At 64.7% G+C, this 15,400-nt stretch carries 15 protein-coding genes; 8 read left to right on the forward strand and 7 right to left on the reverse strand.

The window, feature by feature from the left end; translation table 11 throughout:
* The first annotated feature begins 407 nt into the window (after nt 1-407).
* Complete coding sequence (locus tag IX761_RS20300; RefSeq protein ID WP_194791293.1) at nt 408-1,373, forward strand: alpha/beta hydrolase; 966 nt, start codon at nt 408-410, stop codon at nt 1,371-1,373.
* Between the two features lie 3 nt (nt 1,374-1,376).
* Here the strand turns inward: IX761_RS20300 and IX761_RS20305 are convergent, their stop codons facing one another.
* Entirely contained in the window at nt 1,377-2,153 is a 777-nt protein-coding gene (locus IX761_RS20305) for a ParA family protein (protein WP_194791294.1), read from the reverse strand.
* 481 nt (nt 2,154-2,634) lie between these two features.
* The gene (locus tag IX761_RS20310; protein WP_194791295.1) at nt 2,635-3,114 is read right to left on the reverse strand and encodes a hypothetical protein; all 480 of its coding nucleotides are present in this window, start codon (nt 3,112-3,114) and stop codon (nt 2,635-2,637) included.
* Nucleotides 3,115-3,295: 181 nt separating this feature from the next.
* Between IX761_RS20310 and dgt the strand changes: the two genes are divergently transcribed.
* Nucleotides 3,296-4,504 (forward strand): dGTP triphosphohydrolase, encoded by a 1,209-nt coding sequence (gene dgt / locus IX761_RS20315; RefSeq protein ID WP_194791296.1) that lies wholly within the window; start codon nt 3,296-3,298, stop codon nt 4,502-4,504.
* A 168-nt stretch (nt 4,505-4,672) separates the two neighbouring features.
* Here the strand turns inward: dgt and IX761_RS20320 are convergent, their stop codons facing one another.
* A complete protein-coding gene (locus IX761_RS20320) occupies nt 4,673-5,287 on the reverse strand; it encodes a LysE family translocator (RefSeq protein ID WP_194791297.1) in 615 nt (204 codons plus the stop codon).
* 34 nt (nt 5,288-5,321) lie between these two features.
* Nucleotides 5,322-6,242 carry a LysR family transcriptional regulator gene (locus tag IX761_RS20325; RefSeq protein WP_194791298.1) on the reverse strand — a complete coding sequence of 307 codons (921 nt, stop codon included), beginning with the start codon at nt 6,240-6,242 and terminating at the stop codon, nt 5,322-5,324.
* A 103-nt stretch (nt 6,243-6,345) separates the two neighbouring features.
* Between IX761_RS20325 and nfsB the strand changes: the two genes are divergently transcribed.
* Nucleotides 6,346-6,999 (forward strand): oxygen-insensitive NAD(P)H nitroreductase, encoded by a 654-nt coding sequence (gene nfsB, locus IX761_RS20330; protein WP_194791299.1) that lies wholly within the window; start codon nt 6,346-6,348, stop codon nt 6,997-6,999.
* Between the two features lie 397 nt (nt 7,000-7,396).
* Nucleotides 7,397-7,741 carry a DUF1801 domain-containing protein gene (locus IX761_RS20335; protein WP_194791337.1) on the forward strand — a complete coding sequence of 115 codons (345 nt, stop codon included), beginning with the start codon at nt 7,397-7,399 and terminating at the stop codon, nt 7,739-7,741.
* 27 nt (nt 7,742-7,768) lie between these two features.
* On the opposite strand, the gene IX761_RS20340 is transcribed toward IX761_RS20335, so the two are convergent.
* The 3 genes from IX761_RS20340 to IX761_RS20350 form a co-directional block, all read right to left on the reverse strand.
* Complete coding sequence (locus tag IX761_RS20340) at nt 7,769-8,926, reverse strand: cysteine desulfurase family protein (RefSeq protein ID WP_194791300.1); 1,158 nt, start codon at nt 8,924-8,926, stop codon at nt 7,769-7,771.
* 276 nt (nt 8,927-9,202) lie between these two features.
* A complete protein-coding gene (gene yecR, locus IX761_RS20345; protein WP_194791301.1) occupies nt 9,203-9,511 on the reverse strand; it encodes a YecR family lipoprotein in 309 nt (102 codons plus the stop codon).
* A 141-nt stretch (nt 9,512-9,652) separates the two neighbouring features.
* A complete protein-coding gene (locus IX761_RS20350; RefSeq protein WP_194791302.1) occupies nt 9,653-10,579 on the reverse strand; it encodes a LysR family transcriptional regulator in 927 nt (308 codons plus the stop codon).
* Nucleotides 10,580-10,718: 139 nt separating this feature from the next.
* On the opposite strand from IX761_RS20350, the gene IX761_RS20355 reads away from it, so the two are divergent.
* The 4 genes from IX761_RS20355 to IX761_RS20370 all read left to right on the forward strand — a co-directional run bounded on the left by IX761_RS20355 (nt 10,719) and on the right by IX761_RS20370 (nt 15,374).
* Nucleotides 10,719-11,948, forward strand: coding sequence for an acyl-CoA dehydrogenase (locus tag IX761_RS20355; protein ID WP_194791303.1), 1,230 nt, complete (start codon nt 10,719-10,721; stop codon nt 11,946-11,948).
* Between the two features lie 881 nt (nt 11,949-12,829).
* Nucleotides 12,830-14,200: a PAAR domain-containing protein gene (locus IX761_RS20360; protein WP_194791304.1), complete on the forward strand. Its 1,371-nt coding sequence runs from the start codon at nt 12,830-12,832 to the stop codon at nt 14,198-14,200.
* Nucleotides 14,184-14,597, forward strand: a complete 414-nt coding sequence (locus IX761_RS20365) for a hypothetical protein (RefSeq protein ID WP_194791305.1) — start codon at nt 14,184-14,186, stop codon at nt 14,595-14,597. Before IX761_RS20360 ends, IX761_RS20365 begins: the two co-directional genes overlap by 17 nt.
* Before the next feature lie 333 nt (nt 14,598-14,930).
* Nucleotides 14,931-15,374 (forward strand): carboxypeptidase regulatory-like domain-containing protein, encoded by a 444-nt coding sequence (locus tag IX761_RS20370; RefSeq protein ID WP_194791306.1) that lies wholly within the window; start codon nt 14,931-14,933, stop codon nt 15,372-15,374.
* Nucleotides 15,375-15,400: the final 26 nt, after the last annotated feature.

Here is a 15,400-nt window from a genome sequence, read left to right on the forward strand (position 1 = left end):
GATCTTGAGATCGAGCGCCGCCCGCGCGGCGCATCGCTGGCAAGCCAGCTCCCACATCTGTTTCGGGCCAGTTATTTCTGGTCCATCTCCACTGTCCGCCCTGTTTGTACGACGCGGTTTCAGCGTTGGCGCTGATGCCGCCCCACCAGACTTGAGTCATGCACCAAGGCGGACAGTGGAGACNTCACAGGATGGATTGGCCCGAAACAAATGTGGGAGCTGGCTTGCCAGCGATGCGCCGCGCGGGCGGCGCTCGATCTCAAGGGCGCCACAACCCTCTCGCCAAACACCTCGAAAACCCACCTCGAAAACCCACCTCGAAAACCCCTCACTCAGCCCCCGCGACTAAATACCCACGCTCGACTTACGTCAGTGAGTCGAGCGTGATTTTTTCTGGAGGCCGAACGATGCCGCTGCACCCCGATATTGAAGGATTCCTCGAACTGGTCGAGTTCGGTCGCCTGACCGGCAAGAGCCAGCCCATGCACGAACTGACCCCCCAAGAAGCACGGCGCCAGTTCGAGGCGGCCTCGCTGCTGCTGGACAGCGCCCCGGCCGGCAACCTCGAAGTCACCCAGCTGAGCATCGCCACCCGCGATGGCGCGCAGCTGGCGGCGCGCGCCTATCAGCGGGCGCAACCGAGTGCGCAGGCACGCCCGGTGCTGCTGTATTTCCACGGAGGCGGCTACGTGGTCGGCAGCCTCGACTCCCACGACACCCTGTGCCGGCGCCTGGCGCTGGCCGGGGATTTCGTGGTGCTGGCAGCCGACTATCGCCTGGCCCCGGAGCACAAGTTCCCCACCGCCTTCAACGACGCCGAGGATGTAGCGCTTTGGCTGCTGGCCGAAGGCGCACGGCATGGCCTGGACGCCGGGCGGGTAGCACTGGCCGGTGACAGTGTCGGCGGCAGCCTGGTGGCGGCGCTGGCCATCCGCGCAGCTTCGGCGCCGGAGCAGTTGCCGTTGCAGCCACGGGTGCAGGTGCTGCTGTACCCGGTACTGGACGCAGCCGTGGAGCGTGCCTCGCTGGAGCGCTTCGCCGAAGGCTATCTGCTGGAAAAGGACTCGCTGCGCTGGTTCTACCGCCAGTACGAACGCGAAACGGCGGACCGGCTGGACTGGCGTTTCTCGCCGATCTACGCCGAGCTGCCGGCGCAACTGGCGCCAACCGTACTGTGGCTGGCTGAGTTCGACCCGTTGCTGGACGAAGGACTGGCCTACGCCGAGCGCGTGCGCGCGGCGGGCCTGGCGATCGATTGCGAGGTCAAGGCCGGCATGACCCACGACTTCGCCCGCATGGGCGAGGTGGTCGCCGAGGTGCCGGGTATGCTCGAGGCCCTGGCGCAACGCATCGGCCAGGCGCTGGCGGGCTGAGCCTCAGGCGGCCCGCTCCAGCACGTCGAGCAGCTCGACGAATTCCTGCGCCAGGCGGTGCCGGGGTGCCAGGTGCACCAGCGGCACTGCGGCTTCGTGGGACTCGCGCATCTTGATCGAGCTGCTCAGGTACACCGGCAGCACCGGCAGCCCTTCACTGCGCAACTGCTCGACCAGGGTCTGGTGCAGGGCGGTGCGGTTGGCGAACTGGTTGACCACCACGCCTTCCACCTGCAACGCCGGGTTATGGTCCTGGCGCAGTTCCTCGACCTCGGCCATCACGCTGAGCAGCGCCTGGCGCGAGAAGCTGTCGCAGTCGTAGGGGATCAGCAGCCGCTCGGCCGCCACCAGGGCGCTGAACGTGTAGAAGTTCAGCGCTGGCGGGGTGTCGATGTAGATGCGCTCGTAGTCCGCCGACAGCGCCACCAGCAGCTTGCGCAGTTTGTTGATCTTGAACTTGCTCTCCAGCTTGCCTTGCAGGTCGGCAAGGTCGTGGCTGGCGGTGACCAGGTGCAGGTTGGCGTAGCGGGTTTCGGTGATCGCCACCCGGTGCTGCTTGCCGGTGGCCGGGGCGGGGGCGAGGGTCTGGCGGAAGAAGTCGGCGATGCCCGACGGGATTGCATCGCCGGTGAGCCCGGTGAGGTAGAAGGTGGCGTTGGCCTGCGGGTCGAGGTCCACCAGCAGCGTGCGATAGCCCTCGGCGGCACTGGCGGCGGCGAGGTTGCAGGCGATGCTGGACTTGCCGACTCCGCCTTTCTGGTTGAACACGACGCGACGCATGGCTGGGTCATCCTTGAGGAAAATGTCAGGTTTGGGTCAATCCTATGACCGCAACATGACAATTTTAAGACAAGGTTTGTTACATGTAGGCCTTGTTGGCGGACAGGGGTGATCTCACAGGCATCGCTGGCCCGAAACAGATGTGGGAGCCGGCTTGCCGGCGATGCGCCGCGCGGGCGGCGCTCGATCTTGAGGGCGCTGCAAAGCTGTCGGCAGGCACTTGGTGGCCCTCATGCGATCTAAAGACAGGCGCATGGGTGTCACACCGCTGGACTTGGATAAGCAGTATTGCGCGCTGGCCTGCGGGTGCATGTCTGGGTATCGCTTGAGGGCCACCAGGTGCTAGCCGGTGCTCTTGCAGCGTTCTTGAGATCGAGCGCCGCCCGCGCGGCGCATCGCCGGCAAGCCGGCTCCCACATCTGTTTCGGGCCAGTTTTGCCTGTGAGGTCACCGCCGTCCGCCTTGCTGGCATGACATGGCATCACGGGGCGGCCTGTTGCAGACCTCGCAGCTCCTTCTCGACCTGCTGCATCCGTTCTTCGGCCACCGCCTGCACCTGCGGGTCGCGGGCGCTTTCGCGCATGAAACCGGTGAGTTTCTCACTCAGGCGCTTGCCTTCCTCGGTCTCGCCCAGCGCCTTGGCCTTGGCCGGGTCGCGGGTGGCGGCGACGATGGTGTCGAACTCGGCGTCGCTGAAGTGCTGCTCGCTGTAGAGCTTGAACAGGTCCTGGCGCTGGTCCTCGACGGTGAGGTGCTTGCGCAGCACCGTCTTGATCTGTTCTTCGGGCACTTGCGGGTGGGTCATGGCCAGCAACTGCGCCATGCGCCCGATGTTGTGCTCGTAGGCCTCCTGCAAAGGCAGGTTGGCGAGGATCTGTTCTTCGCGGCTGGGCTTTTGGTCGCAGGCGGCGAGGGCGGCGAGCAGCAGGAAGGGGAGCAGCAGGTTCGGCAAACGGGGCATGGGGTGGGGCCTTGGGCACGGTCAGGCTGGCGAGTGTACTGCATGCGCTTGGCGCCTGTGCGTGGCAAATGGCCTGATCAAGGCCTGGGTCAAACATGACGTTGTTTGACGGCGCTTGTACCGTCATCTAGTTATGTCCTGCCGACTCACCAATCCCACCAATGCATGACAGGACAAGGCCATGTACGACAACGAAGTGATCGAGTATGCCAAGGAGCAGGAAGCGCAGGCCGCAGTCCTGGAGTACCGTGTCCACGCGGTGGACCATGGGCGCTCCATGGGGCGTCAGGCACTGATGCGGGACTATGCACGGATCTTGTACTCCTCCTCGTTCCGCCGCTTGCAAGGCAAGATGCAGTTGCTGGGTATCGACGCGGGGCGCTTCAATCGTAATCGCCTGACCCATAGCCTTGAGGTGGCACAGATCGCCCGCTCCATTGCCAGTGACCTGAACATGAGGGAAACCGTAGTCGTCGAGGCGGCCGCGCTGGCCCACGACATTGGCAACCCGCCGTTCGGCCACCATGGCGAAACCGTGCTAAACGAGCTGTGCGGCGGGTGTGGCGGCTATGAGGGCAACGCCCAGGCGTTTCGCATCCTGCGCACGCTTGAGCGCAAGCACCATGCCTACGACGGGCTGAACCTGAACGTACGCACGCTGATGGCGGTGACCAAGTATTTCCACCTGCGCCAGAACAATCCGAAGAAATTCCTCTACGACGATGACCACGCGTTCCTCAGCGCCGAGCTGGACAAGAAGGAACTGCACATCAGCAAGAGCATCGACGCCGAAATCATGGACCTGGCCGACGAGATTGCCTATGCCGCCCACGACCTTGAGGATGCCTTGAGTTTTGGCCTGATCAGCCTTGGCGAGATCCTCCACGAGTTCAAGATCAGCGCGCGCTTCAGCGAGGCCTACCCGGTCATCGAGACCTTGGCCAAGGAGGTTCAGGCCGATGCCATGCAGGCCAAACGGTTAGGCACTTCGGAAGAGTACGCCATGGTGCTGAAGAAGGAGCTGACCTCCAAGATCGTGCACATTCTGTGTTCCGATATCGGCTTGGTCGACGGCAAGCTGGGTTACAAGGCGCACGCCAAGTTGGCCGAGGGCCTGAAAAAACTGCTGTTCAAGGCAATCCTGCGCAAGAAGGACGTGCAGTTGTACGAAAAGAAGGGCGAGCAGGTCATCAGGAAGTTGTTCGAAGTCTACAGCGACCCGCAGTACAACAAGGGCAACATGCTCCTGCCGCCGGAGCTACGGTCGATCAATGACTGCCAGCAACGCCTGGTGACCGACTACATCGCCGGGATGATGGACCTGTATGCCATCCAGGAGTACGAGCGTTACTTCGGCAAGGGCAGCCTTGATCGTTACTACTTTGGCTGAGCGCTCCTGGCCAAGCGGGCGTTACACCAGCAGCGCCGACCAGGCTGTCACCAGCAGCAACTCGCCCAGGCCCAGGCCGATGTCCTGGTCGACGTGCGCGTGCAGGTAATCGCGAGCCACCTGGGCGCTCAGTGGCAGGCGCGGGTGTTTAGAACGATTGTGCAGTCCTTAGCGCTGAGCGAACGCCAGGTTGATACCCAGCCCGGCGAACGAGGCGGCAAAGCCCCGGCGCAACCAGGCCTGAACCTTGGGCGAGTCGATCACCGCGCGACGGAACAGGTGGGCGAGCAGGCCGTAGAGCACGAAGACGATGAAGGTCATCAGCATGAACACTGCGCTCAGGCCGAGCATCTGCACGGTGGCCGAGCCTGCCTGCGGGGCGATGAACTGCGGCAGGAAGGCGAGGAAGAACAGCGTCAGCTTGGGGTTGAGGATGTTCAGCAGGCAGGCCTTGAGCACCCGCTGGCTGGCGGCGGCTGGCGGGGCTTTTTCGTCCACGGCGAAGGCTGCGCGATCACGCCAGGTGGCATAGGCCAGGTACAGCAGGTAGGCCACCCCGGCGAACTTCAGGCCCTGGAACGCCAGGGCGCTGGCGTGCAGCAGTGCCGACAGGCCGAGCACCGAGGCCAGCAGGTGCGGGACGATGCCCAGGGTGCAGCCCAGCGCGGTCCACAGGCAGGCACGGCGCCCGGCAACCAATGCGCTGGAGACGGTGAGGATGACCCCGCTGCCGGGGATCAGCACGATGATCAGGGCGGTGATCAGAAACTCCAGGCTAGGCATGAATGACAGCTCCTTGCAGTCGGGGGAAACGCCACTATACGCCGGGGCCGACGGGCTGCAACACGCCCTCCGGGCGCAACGCGTCGAAGCGTTCGCGCAGCCAGCCATGCAACTGCGCCACCGCCGGGGTGAGCTGCTTGCGGTGCGGGCACACCAACGTGACCGGGGTGGATTCGCCGGGGTATTCGGGCAGCACGATCTCCAGGGCACCGGCGGCGATGTCGGCGCTGACGTCCAGCCATGACTTGTAGACGATGCCTTCGCCTTCCAGGGCCCAGCGCCGTACCACGTCGGCGTCGTCGCTGAACAGCGGGCCGCGTACCTGCACGGTGCGGTTGCCCAGGCGCCATTTGTCGTACACCCGGCTTTGCTGCGAGTACAGCAGGCAGTCGTGCTGCTGCAGTGCTTCGGGCGTTAGCGGCCGGCCGTGGCGGGCCAGGTAGTCGGGGGCGGCGACCACCACCCGACGGTTCCAGGGGGCCAGGGGCAGGGCGATGTAGTTGGCGTCTTCGTTGAGGCCGTAGCGGATGGCGACATCCACCGGGTCGCGGTACAGGTCGGCCATCTGGTCGGAGAGCAGGAAACGCAGGCTCAGGCCGGGGTGCTCGCGGCGGAACGCGCTCAACCACGGGCGCAGCAGGTTGCGCCCCAGGTCCGAGGGCGCCGCCACCTGCAATACACCGCGCAGGCTGCTGTGGTCACCGTGCAAGTCTTCGCGGCCCTGGCGCAGGGTGTCGAGCACGCGTTGCGCGGTGGGCAGGTACAGCTCGCCCTCGGCGGTCAGGCGCAGGCTGCGGGTGGTACGGGCGAACAGGCGCACGTCGAGTTCGCGCTCCAGGCGCTTGATCGCCGCGGCCACCTGGCCGGGCAGCAGGTCGGCCTCGTGGGCGGCGGCGGTGAAGCTGCCCAGCGCAGCGGCGCGGGTGAACAGTTCGAGGTCGGCGAGGCGCAGCATTTTCACTCCAGGGATGAAAGTGTTGCTGCATTGTGCTGGTTTTTCTTTGCGGTGGCGAAGATAAGATGCGCCTCAATCCCGATCATCCAAGGAGTCACCGCTGATGGACACCGTTGCCCTGGCCAAGCGCCGCTACACCACCAAAGCCTACGATGCCAGCCGTCGCATCCCCCAGGCCACCATCGACGCGTTGCTCGAACAGCTGCGCCACAGCCCTTCGTCGGTCAACTCGCAGCCCTGGCACTTCATCGTCGCCGACACCGCCGAAGGCAAGGCGCGCCTGGCCAAGAGCACCGAGGTGGGCTTCACCTACAACACAGCGAAGATCCTCAATGCGTCCCACGTGATCGTGTTCGCCACCCGCACCGACATGACCGAGGCGCACCTGCACGCGGTGCTGGAGCAGGAAGGCAAGGACGGTCGTTTCCGCAGTGACGAGGCCAAGGCGGGCCAGGACCAGAGCCGGCGCTTCTACGTCAACCTGCACCGTCACGACAACAAGGACTTGCAGCACTGGATGGAGAAGCAGACCTACCTGGCTTTGGGCACCGCGCTGCTGGGGGCCGCGGCGTATGGTCTGGACGCCACGCCGATCGAAGGTTTCGACCCCAAGGTGATGGATGCTGAACTGGGCCTGCGCGAGCGCGGCTACACCAGCGTGGTGGTGCTGAGCCTGGGCTACCACAGTGAAGAGGACTTCAACGCCGGGCTGGGCAAGTCGCGCCTGCCAGCGGCCGAGGTGTTCACCTTCCTGTAAGCGCATCACCTCGCCCCTGGGGGATCCGCCTGCCCATCCCCAGGGGCAGCCTTGCGCGGGGTGTTGATCCGGCCACGATAAAACCGGTCAGTGAGTACCTGCCCGCGCAGGGCCGCCATGCCAGGACGATGTACATCACCTGACCAGGCGAAGTTAGTTCCCGTGCTGTTTCCCCGCCAATGCTGCTATTCCTACGAGACCGCAGGAAACTTCCCAAGCTGTTTGGCCTGACATGATTGGTTTCAAGTTCAGAGACGTCCTACATATCGGCAGCTGTTCTTCTGCAAGACGGTTCTGAAAGCGTCCGCCAACGGGCTGACTGACAGGCAGGGCGTGGTCAATACTCACGCCTTCATTGCAGAAGGATATTGCCGTGCCGAACCCCACCGCCTCGCAGATGATCGATGCCCGTATCGCCGCCCTGACCGACTGGCGCGGGCGCCGTCTGGCCCACATACGCGCCCTGATCCGCAAGGCCGACCCGGTGGTGCGCGAAGAAATCAAGTGGCTGGGTACGCCGGTGTGGTGCCATGCCGGCATCATCTGCACCGGGGAATGCTACAAGGACAAGCTCAAGCTGACCTTCCTCAATGGCGCGCACCTGGACGACCCGGCCGGGCTGTTCAACGCCAGCCTCGATGGCGGCAAGCGGCGTGCCATCGACCTGTTCGAAGGCGACCGGCTCAATGAGCGGGCCTTCATCGCGCTGATACGGGCGACGGTGGTGTTCAACCTGGGCTGAGGCTTTACCGCGCAGCGTGAACGTCTACTACCAGAGTGCAGCGGCTGCGGCGCCGATTACCCGCGTGAACACCTCGATCGCCTTTTCCACCTCTGCCTCACTGGTGTAGCGGCCAATGCTCAGGCGCACGCTGTTTCGCGCCTGTTGCTCGCTCAGCCCGAGCGCCAGCAGCACGTGGGAGGCCGCATTGCTCGCCGAATTACACGCCGAAGTGGTGGACAGCGCCAGCTCGCTGGCCAGCAGACGGCTGTTGAAGCCGCTGGCCTCGATTCGCAGGTTGAGGGTGTGGGGAATGCGCTGTGCCGCACAGCCATTGAGCGACACCCCAGGCAGCGCCAGCAGGCCGTCGCGCAGGCGTCGGGCGAGCTGCTCCAGGCGCTGGTGTTCGGCATCGCCTGGTTGGCCGGCGAGCTCGAAGGCACTGCCCATACCAACGATCTGGTGGGTGGCCAGGGTGCCGGAGCGCAAGCCGCGCTCATGGCCACCACCGTGCATCTGCGCGCGCAGGCCGTTGCGGGCGCGGGGGCCGACGTACAGCGCGCCGATGCCCTTGGGGCCATACACCTTGTGCGCTGAGAACGACATCAGGTCGACCGCCTGGGCGGCCAGGTCGATGCGCACCTTGCCCACCGCCTGGGCGGCGTCCACGTGCAGCAGGGCGCCGTGCGCGCGCACCAGGGCGCCGATGGCGGCGAAGTCGGTGAGGGTGCCGAGTTCGTTGTTCACCGCCATCAGCGACACCAGGCGGGTGTCCGTGCGCAGTGCTGCGCGCACGGTTTCGGGTTGGATCAGGCCGTTGGCATCGGGGGCCAGGCGGGTCACCGCCCAACCTTGGCGCTCCAGTTCTGCCACGGTGTCCAGCACCGCCTTGTGCTCGAGTTGGCTGGTGACCAGGTGGCCGGGCTGTTCGAACGCTTGGGCGATGCCCTTGAGCGCGAGGTTGTTGGACTCGGTGGCGCCGGAGGTCCAGACCACGTCGTCTGGGTGCGCGCCGATGCGCTCGGCCACCTGGCGTCGGGCGTGGTCCACCACCTGGCGGGCAGCCTGGCCGTGGAAGTGGCCGCTGGAGGCGGGGTTGCCGAACGTGGCCGCGCGCCCCAGGCAACCGAGCATGGCCTCGATGACCCGGTCGTCGACGGGGGTGGTGGCGGCGTAATCGAAGTAGAGGGGCGTGGCGTGGGTCATCGTGGGCTTGTCCGTGCGGGACGCCGCCAGTCGGCATCCATGAACGGCATGTTACGGGGCCTGGGGAATGAAGGTTTTTCCTTCTGTCCCAGCGCTTTAATGTCTTTTGTTTGTTAATTCTCTATTTGTGCTGGGCTGGAGAAAAATTTTCTCCAGCTGGTGACGTGAGTGTCAGAACCATTGCCAGGGCGCTGGTTTGCCCACCATCACCAGCGCCATCAGGCACATCCCGGCAAAGCCGACCACGCCCATTGCCGGCCCGGGCGCGAGGAAGGGTTACTTCTGGCAGAGGTAATCCTGGGTGATGGTGGTTTGCAGGCAGTTGTATTGGCCCATGGTGCGGCAGATGTTCTTTTCGCTGCCGGTGATCTCGGCGCCCTTGTAGCCCCAGGTCTTGCAGCGTGCGGTGGCGACGGCCAGGCCCTGGCCGGCGTCGGTCTGGCCGCTTTCGAACTGGCCGAGTTCATAGGAGGTCTGGACCACGCCATCATTCTTGCTGCCGCCGGTGGCCTCCCACTGCTTGGGGGTGGCGCAGCCGGTCAGGAACAGGGCGGCGAGGGTGAGGGTGGCGAGGGTAGTCTTCATGTCGGCAGGGTCCTTTGCAGGGCCCCGCAGCCGCTGGAGGTGGCGGTGCGGAGCCTGTTTTTACTTGAGGAGAACGCTGTCGACGGTAGCACGGGACCCGACGCCGGCCGATAGCACGGGTGTGCTAATGGCGCGCTGGCATCATGCACTTTCCAGGGCTTGTTGTTCTTGCACCACCACCCGTTCGCACAGCTCGATGATCTGCTCGCGCATCCAGCGGTTGGCCGGGTCCTGGTCGGTGCTCTCGTGCCAGTACAAGTGGGTTTCCAGGGCCGGGACCTCCACTGGCAGCGGCTGGTGCGGCAACTGGTGGCGACGGGCGAAGCGCTCGGGCACGGTCATCACCATGTCGGTCTGCTGCAGCACCAGCGAGGCCATCAGGTAATGCTGCGAGCGCAGCGCCACGCGGCGCTGCACGCCCATCTTGCCCAGGGCCAGGTCGACATAGCCCAGGCCGTTGCGGCGGCTGGAGATATGGATATGGGTCATGCCCAGGTAGCTGTCGAGGGTGAGCTTGCTGTCGGCCAGCGGGTGGCCGGGGCGCATGGCGCAGACGTAGCGGTCTTGCATCAGCTTGACGTGGCGCACCTGCGGGTCGGTGTTCAGCGGCGCGTCGACGGCGAAATCCAGGCGCCCGGCGGCCAGCTCCTTGGTGGTCTCGCGGCGCTTGCACGGGAAGCTCTCGATCACCAGTGCCGGAGCCAGGCGGCGCAGGCGCTGGAACAGCGGCGGCAGGATCACCGCCTCGGTGAGGTCGGTCATGCTGATGCGGAAGGTCTTGCTGGCCTGCAGCGGGTTGAAGATGCGGCTTTCCTGCACCGAGGTGCGCAGCAGCGACAGGGCGTTGCGCACCGGGCCGATGATGTTCTGCGCCATGGGCGTGGGCACCATGCCTTGCGCGGTGCGCACGAACAGCGGGTCGTTGAAGGTTTCGCGCAGGCGCGACAGGGCGTTGGACACTGCCGGCTGGGTGATGCCGACGATCTGCCCGGCGCGGGTCAGGTTGGCTTCGGTGTAGATGGCGTCGAAGACGATGAACAGGTTGAGGTCGACCTTGCTGAGGTTCATGGGCGCCGCTCTTTGTTGGAGTTATTGGCCGATCATATATCGGTTATGAATGTTTATACACGTAGAAAATAGACTAGGTGGATGAAGGGCGGCTGTTCTAGGCTCTGCCCATGTTCTTCATTGACGGAAGGTAGCCCCGATGGATTTCGCCTATTCGCCCAAGGTCCAAGCGCTGCGCGAGCGTGTCAGCGCATTCATGGACGCATACGTGTACCCGGCCGAGCCGGTGTTCGAGCGCCAGGTTGCCGAGGGCGACCGCTGGCAGCCCACCGCGATCATGGAAGAACTCAAGGCCAAGGCCCGCGCCGAGGGCCTGTGGAACCTGTTCCTGCCCGAGTCGGAGTACGGCGCGGGGCTGACCAACCTTGAATATGCGCCGCTGGCCGAGATCATGGGCCGCTCGCTGCTGGGGCCGGAGCCGTTCAACTGCTCGGCGCCCGACACCGGCAACATGGAAGTGCTGGTGCGTTACGGCAGCGAGGCACAGAAGGCCCAGTGGCTGGAGCCGCTGCTGCGCGGCGAGATCCGCTCGGCGTTCGCCATGACCGAACCCGACGTGGCCTCGTCGGACGCCACCAACATGGCCGCCACGGCTGTGCGCGATGGCGACGAGTGGGTGATCAACGGCCGCAAGTGGTGGACCTCCGGTGCCTGCGACCCGCGCTGCAAGGTGATGATCTTCATGGGCCTGTCCAACCCGGACGGCCAGCGCCACCAGCAACACTCGATGATCCTGGTGCCCACCGACGCGCCCGGGGTGAAGATCGTCCGCCCGCTGCCAGTGTTCGGCTACGACGATGCGCCCCACGGCCATGCCGAGGTGCTGTTCGAGAATGTGCGCGTGCCCTACGAGAACGTGCTCCTCGGTGAGGGCCGTGGCTTCGAGATCGCCCAGGGCCGCCTTGGCCCTGGCCGCATTCACCATTGCATGCGCTCGATCGGCATGGCCGAACGCGCCCTGGAGCTGATGTGCAAACGCTCGGTAGAGCGCACTGCCTTCGGCCGGCCGCTGGCGCGCCTGGGTGGCAACGTCGACAAGATCGCCGATTCGCGCATGGAGATCGACATGGCCCGGCTGCTGACGCTCAAGGCCGCGTACATGATGGACACCGTGGGTAACAAGGTGGCGCGCAGCGAGATCGCGCAGATCAAGGTGGTGGCGCCGAACGTGGCGCTGAAGGTGATCGACCGGGCGATCCAGATCCACGGTGGCGCGGGCGTGAGCGGCGATTTCCCGCTGGCTTATATGTACGCGATGCAGCGCACCCTGCGCCTGGCCGACGGCCCGGACGAGGTGCACCGGGCGGCCATTGGCAAGTATGAGATAGGCAAGTATGTGCCCAGGGAGATGTTGCGCAGCGGGCATTGAATGGCGCTAGCGTCCATGCAGAAACCGCGTCGTACCAACAAGGCGGACAGTGAAGACCTCACAGGCAAAACTGGCCCGAAACAGATGTGGGAGCAACTGTCTTGCGCAGGATCTTGTAGGAGCGGCCTTGTGTCGCGAACGGGGTGCGCAGCGCCCCCAGGATCTCGGGTACGCCCAAGATCGCCGGGGCCGCTCTGCGGCCCTTTCCGACCGGTCCGGCGCCCCGGCAAGGCCGCTCCTACAGAGACCGCGCAAGATGTGGGAGCCGGCTTGCCGGCGATGCGCCGCGCGGGCGGCGCTCGATCTTGAGAGCGCTGCGAACCTGTCGGCAGGCACTTGGTGGCCGTCATGCGATCCCAAGACAGGCATCTGGGCGCCACACCGCTGGACTTGGATAAGCAGAATTACGCGGGGGCCTGGGTGTGCATGTCTGGATATCGAGTGAGGGCCACCAGGTGCCTGCCGGTGTTTTTGCAGCGCTCTTGAGATCGAGCGCCGCCCGCGCGGCGCATCGCTGGCAAGTCGCAGCGGCGAACCGCAGCTCCCACGTTTGTTTCGGGCCAATTATGCCTGTGAGGTCTCCACCGTCCGCCTTGTTGGCACGACCCGGCATCGCGTTGGCGCTGCTGGTGCTGCATATGGCGTGTGAATGCGGCGCAAGGTGGTTCCATCCTTCTGACAGATCACAACTCGAGGATGTTTGTTGTTCAGGGCAAGCCATGGCCGAGTGAGCATTCCGCCTTTGCTGTAGGACGTTTCCTGATCTGCTTCCGGCGCCGCCGGAGGCGTCATCGAGCTGCTAGCGTTCGGCGTTTTCTGCGCACAAGGAAAGGCCGCATGATCAGCAACCACTTCAAGGGCATCGCCGCAGGTGAGCGCCCATGACCTATCGCATCGTAATCTACGGCAAGGGCCAAGGCCTGGTGGGCGACCGCACCACCACCGGCGCCACCTGCATCGGTGACCGCGCAGCGGGTAACGTGAATGGCCGCGCCTGGCTGCTCGAAGGCGACCAGACCACCGCCTGCCCGAAGTGCGGACAGGTGGGCACCCTCATCGATGGCGAACAGCGCTTCCTCCAGGATGGCGTGCCCACCGTCGTCGATGGCGCCCGCGTACGCTGTGGCTGCCCGCTGGGCAGCAACCGCCTGATCGCAGCGTCGGATGCCGCCCCGGCCAATGCTCCTGCATCCTCATCTGTGGCTGCCCAGCATGCCGCCCCCTCCCCACAGGCCGCCGTGGCGACCCCTGCCGCGCTGCAACCCGGCTTCTACATCGTGCCGCGCAGCATGACCGGCGAGCAGGTGCTGCAACAGCTGGCTGCGCTGCCGGGCAACCTGCCGCTGTCGCTGGTGCGCCGGCTCAACCCCACCTTCGACCTGGGCTTCAAGGCGGGCGAGCTGTTCGTGCTCGGCGCCCCCGAGCGCAGCTACGCCTGCACCCGCGAAGAAGCCGAGCTGATGGCCGCGGCGCGCAGTGCCCGGGCGTCGCTGGCGCTGCTCAGTACCGAGGAAGCCGACTTCATGATGCGGCACATGGCCGAGATCGCCGGCGTGCTCAACGGCGCGAGCCAGTCGATGGGGGTAGGCAAGGACATGCTGTCGCGAGGGCTGGGGCAGGTGACGGACACGCTCAACGGCATCGAGCGCTTGCACCAGCGCGAGTTCATCGCACATCGGCACCTGAACAGCCCGCAGTTTTTCGCCGAGCGCAAGGCGCTGTATGGCCAGCTGAACGCGCAACTGCGCAGCGCGTTTCTCGGCAAGTACCTGAACCTGGGGCAACACGAGGACCTGCGCCGTGGGCTGGGGATCTCGACCAAGAGCCTGGTGCATCACTGGTCGAAGGCCGGTGCGCCGGGGGCTATTCCAGGGTATGCGACGCACCTGGATGAGGTGGCGAAGATGACCAAGTACCTGAAATACGGCGGGCATGTGGCGGTGGGGTTGGGGGCGACTTCGTCGTACATGAAGATCTACGAGGCGTGCCGGGCGGGGGAGACCGAAGAGTGCAAACGGATTAGGTTCACTGAGACAGGCAGCTTTGCGGGTGGGTTGGCCGGAGGAACAGCTGGCGCTTTGGCCGGGCAGTCGGCAATCAAGTACGTTTGCTACTTCGGTCCCTGGGGGCGAGCAGTCTGCGGAATAGCGATGGTCGGCACTGGCTCTTATGCGGGTGCAACACTGATCGGCAAAGGTGGCGAAATGTTCGGAGAAGGAATATATGAGCGCGTTTATGATCGATCTGAGTGACTGGCCGCCAGATTTCAAGATCGTCGCTTTGTTGATTCCATTTGTTGTGATGTTCGCAGGCATGGCGATCCATGTGCATATTGCAGCCTCTCGGCACTATGAGGTGATGTGCGTGGCCTTGCAACGCAGTCAATGCCTGTATGAGGAACTGAGAAAGGGAGGGAGTGTCACCCTGAAGTTTCGCTGCATGACGGTCAGCGCAATGACAGACGCATTGATTTGGCCAACACTATCGATCCGCATGGGGGCGCTGGATCCGGAGGATTATCGAGCATTTCCGGCTTACTTGAAGAAGCGTATGAAAACTGCCTTGTATTGCATGGTCATTGGTATGTGCTGGATAGCATTTATTGTTCTTTTCGTTAAATTCAAGCGCACCGAGGCCGCGTTTGGATAGAGACTGAACGCGATATCGCGGGCTTTGGATAATCAGGTTTACGCGGTTCCTGCAGTTGCATGTCGGGATGTCGGGTGATCGCCACCAAGTGCTTGCCGGCTTTTTTGCAGCGTTCTCAAGATCGAGCGCCACCCGCGTGGTGCATTGCACGCAGTCCGGCGCCCCGGCAAGCCCACTCCCACATCGGTTTCGGGCAATTTGTACCTGTGAGGGTAACGCCGCCCTGCCTGGCAACGACCGCCAGCACTGACCAACGGTTGCGCTGGCGCCGAACAGCCAGTGCCTGTGGGCATCAAACGCTGTGTAGACCATCCTCCAAGGGAGGAACGCACCATGCGCACTCATCACTATGGGCTCTGCGCGGCGCTGCTGGTGGCGCTGGCCATGCCCTGGACACTGGCGGCAGCCGCCGACCTCAATGCCCCCATCGACGCGCAAGCCGTGCAGTTGCAGGAACAGCAGCAGAACGGGATCCGCTACCTGCAAGGCGGCATCGGCCAGGATGAAGCCAACGCCTTGCGCCGCACCCCCGGCTATGACCTGCACATCACCCTGTCCACCGGGCCGGAGGGCAAGTTCCAGAGCGGCGCGGCGCTGGACATCCAGTCGGCCCAGGGCCAGCCGGTGCTGGCGCTTCAGGATGTCGGGCCGTTGATCCTCGTGCAGTTGCCCCCGGGGCATTACCGCGTGACCGGCAATGCCGACGGCCAGACCGTGCAGCAGCAGGTGACCGTGGACGGCAAGTCCCCGGCGCGGGTTGACCTGAACTGGCGCTGAGCCTGGTAGAGGAGGGATGTCGTGGA

This window comes from Pseudomonas sp. UFMG81 (genome assembly GCF_015354575.1).
GTDB lineage: Bacteria > Pseudomonadota > Gammaproteobacteria > Pseudomonadales > Pseudomonadaceae > Aquipseudomonas.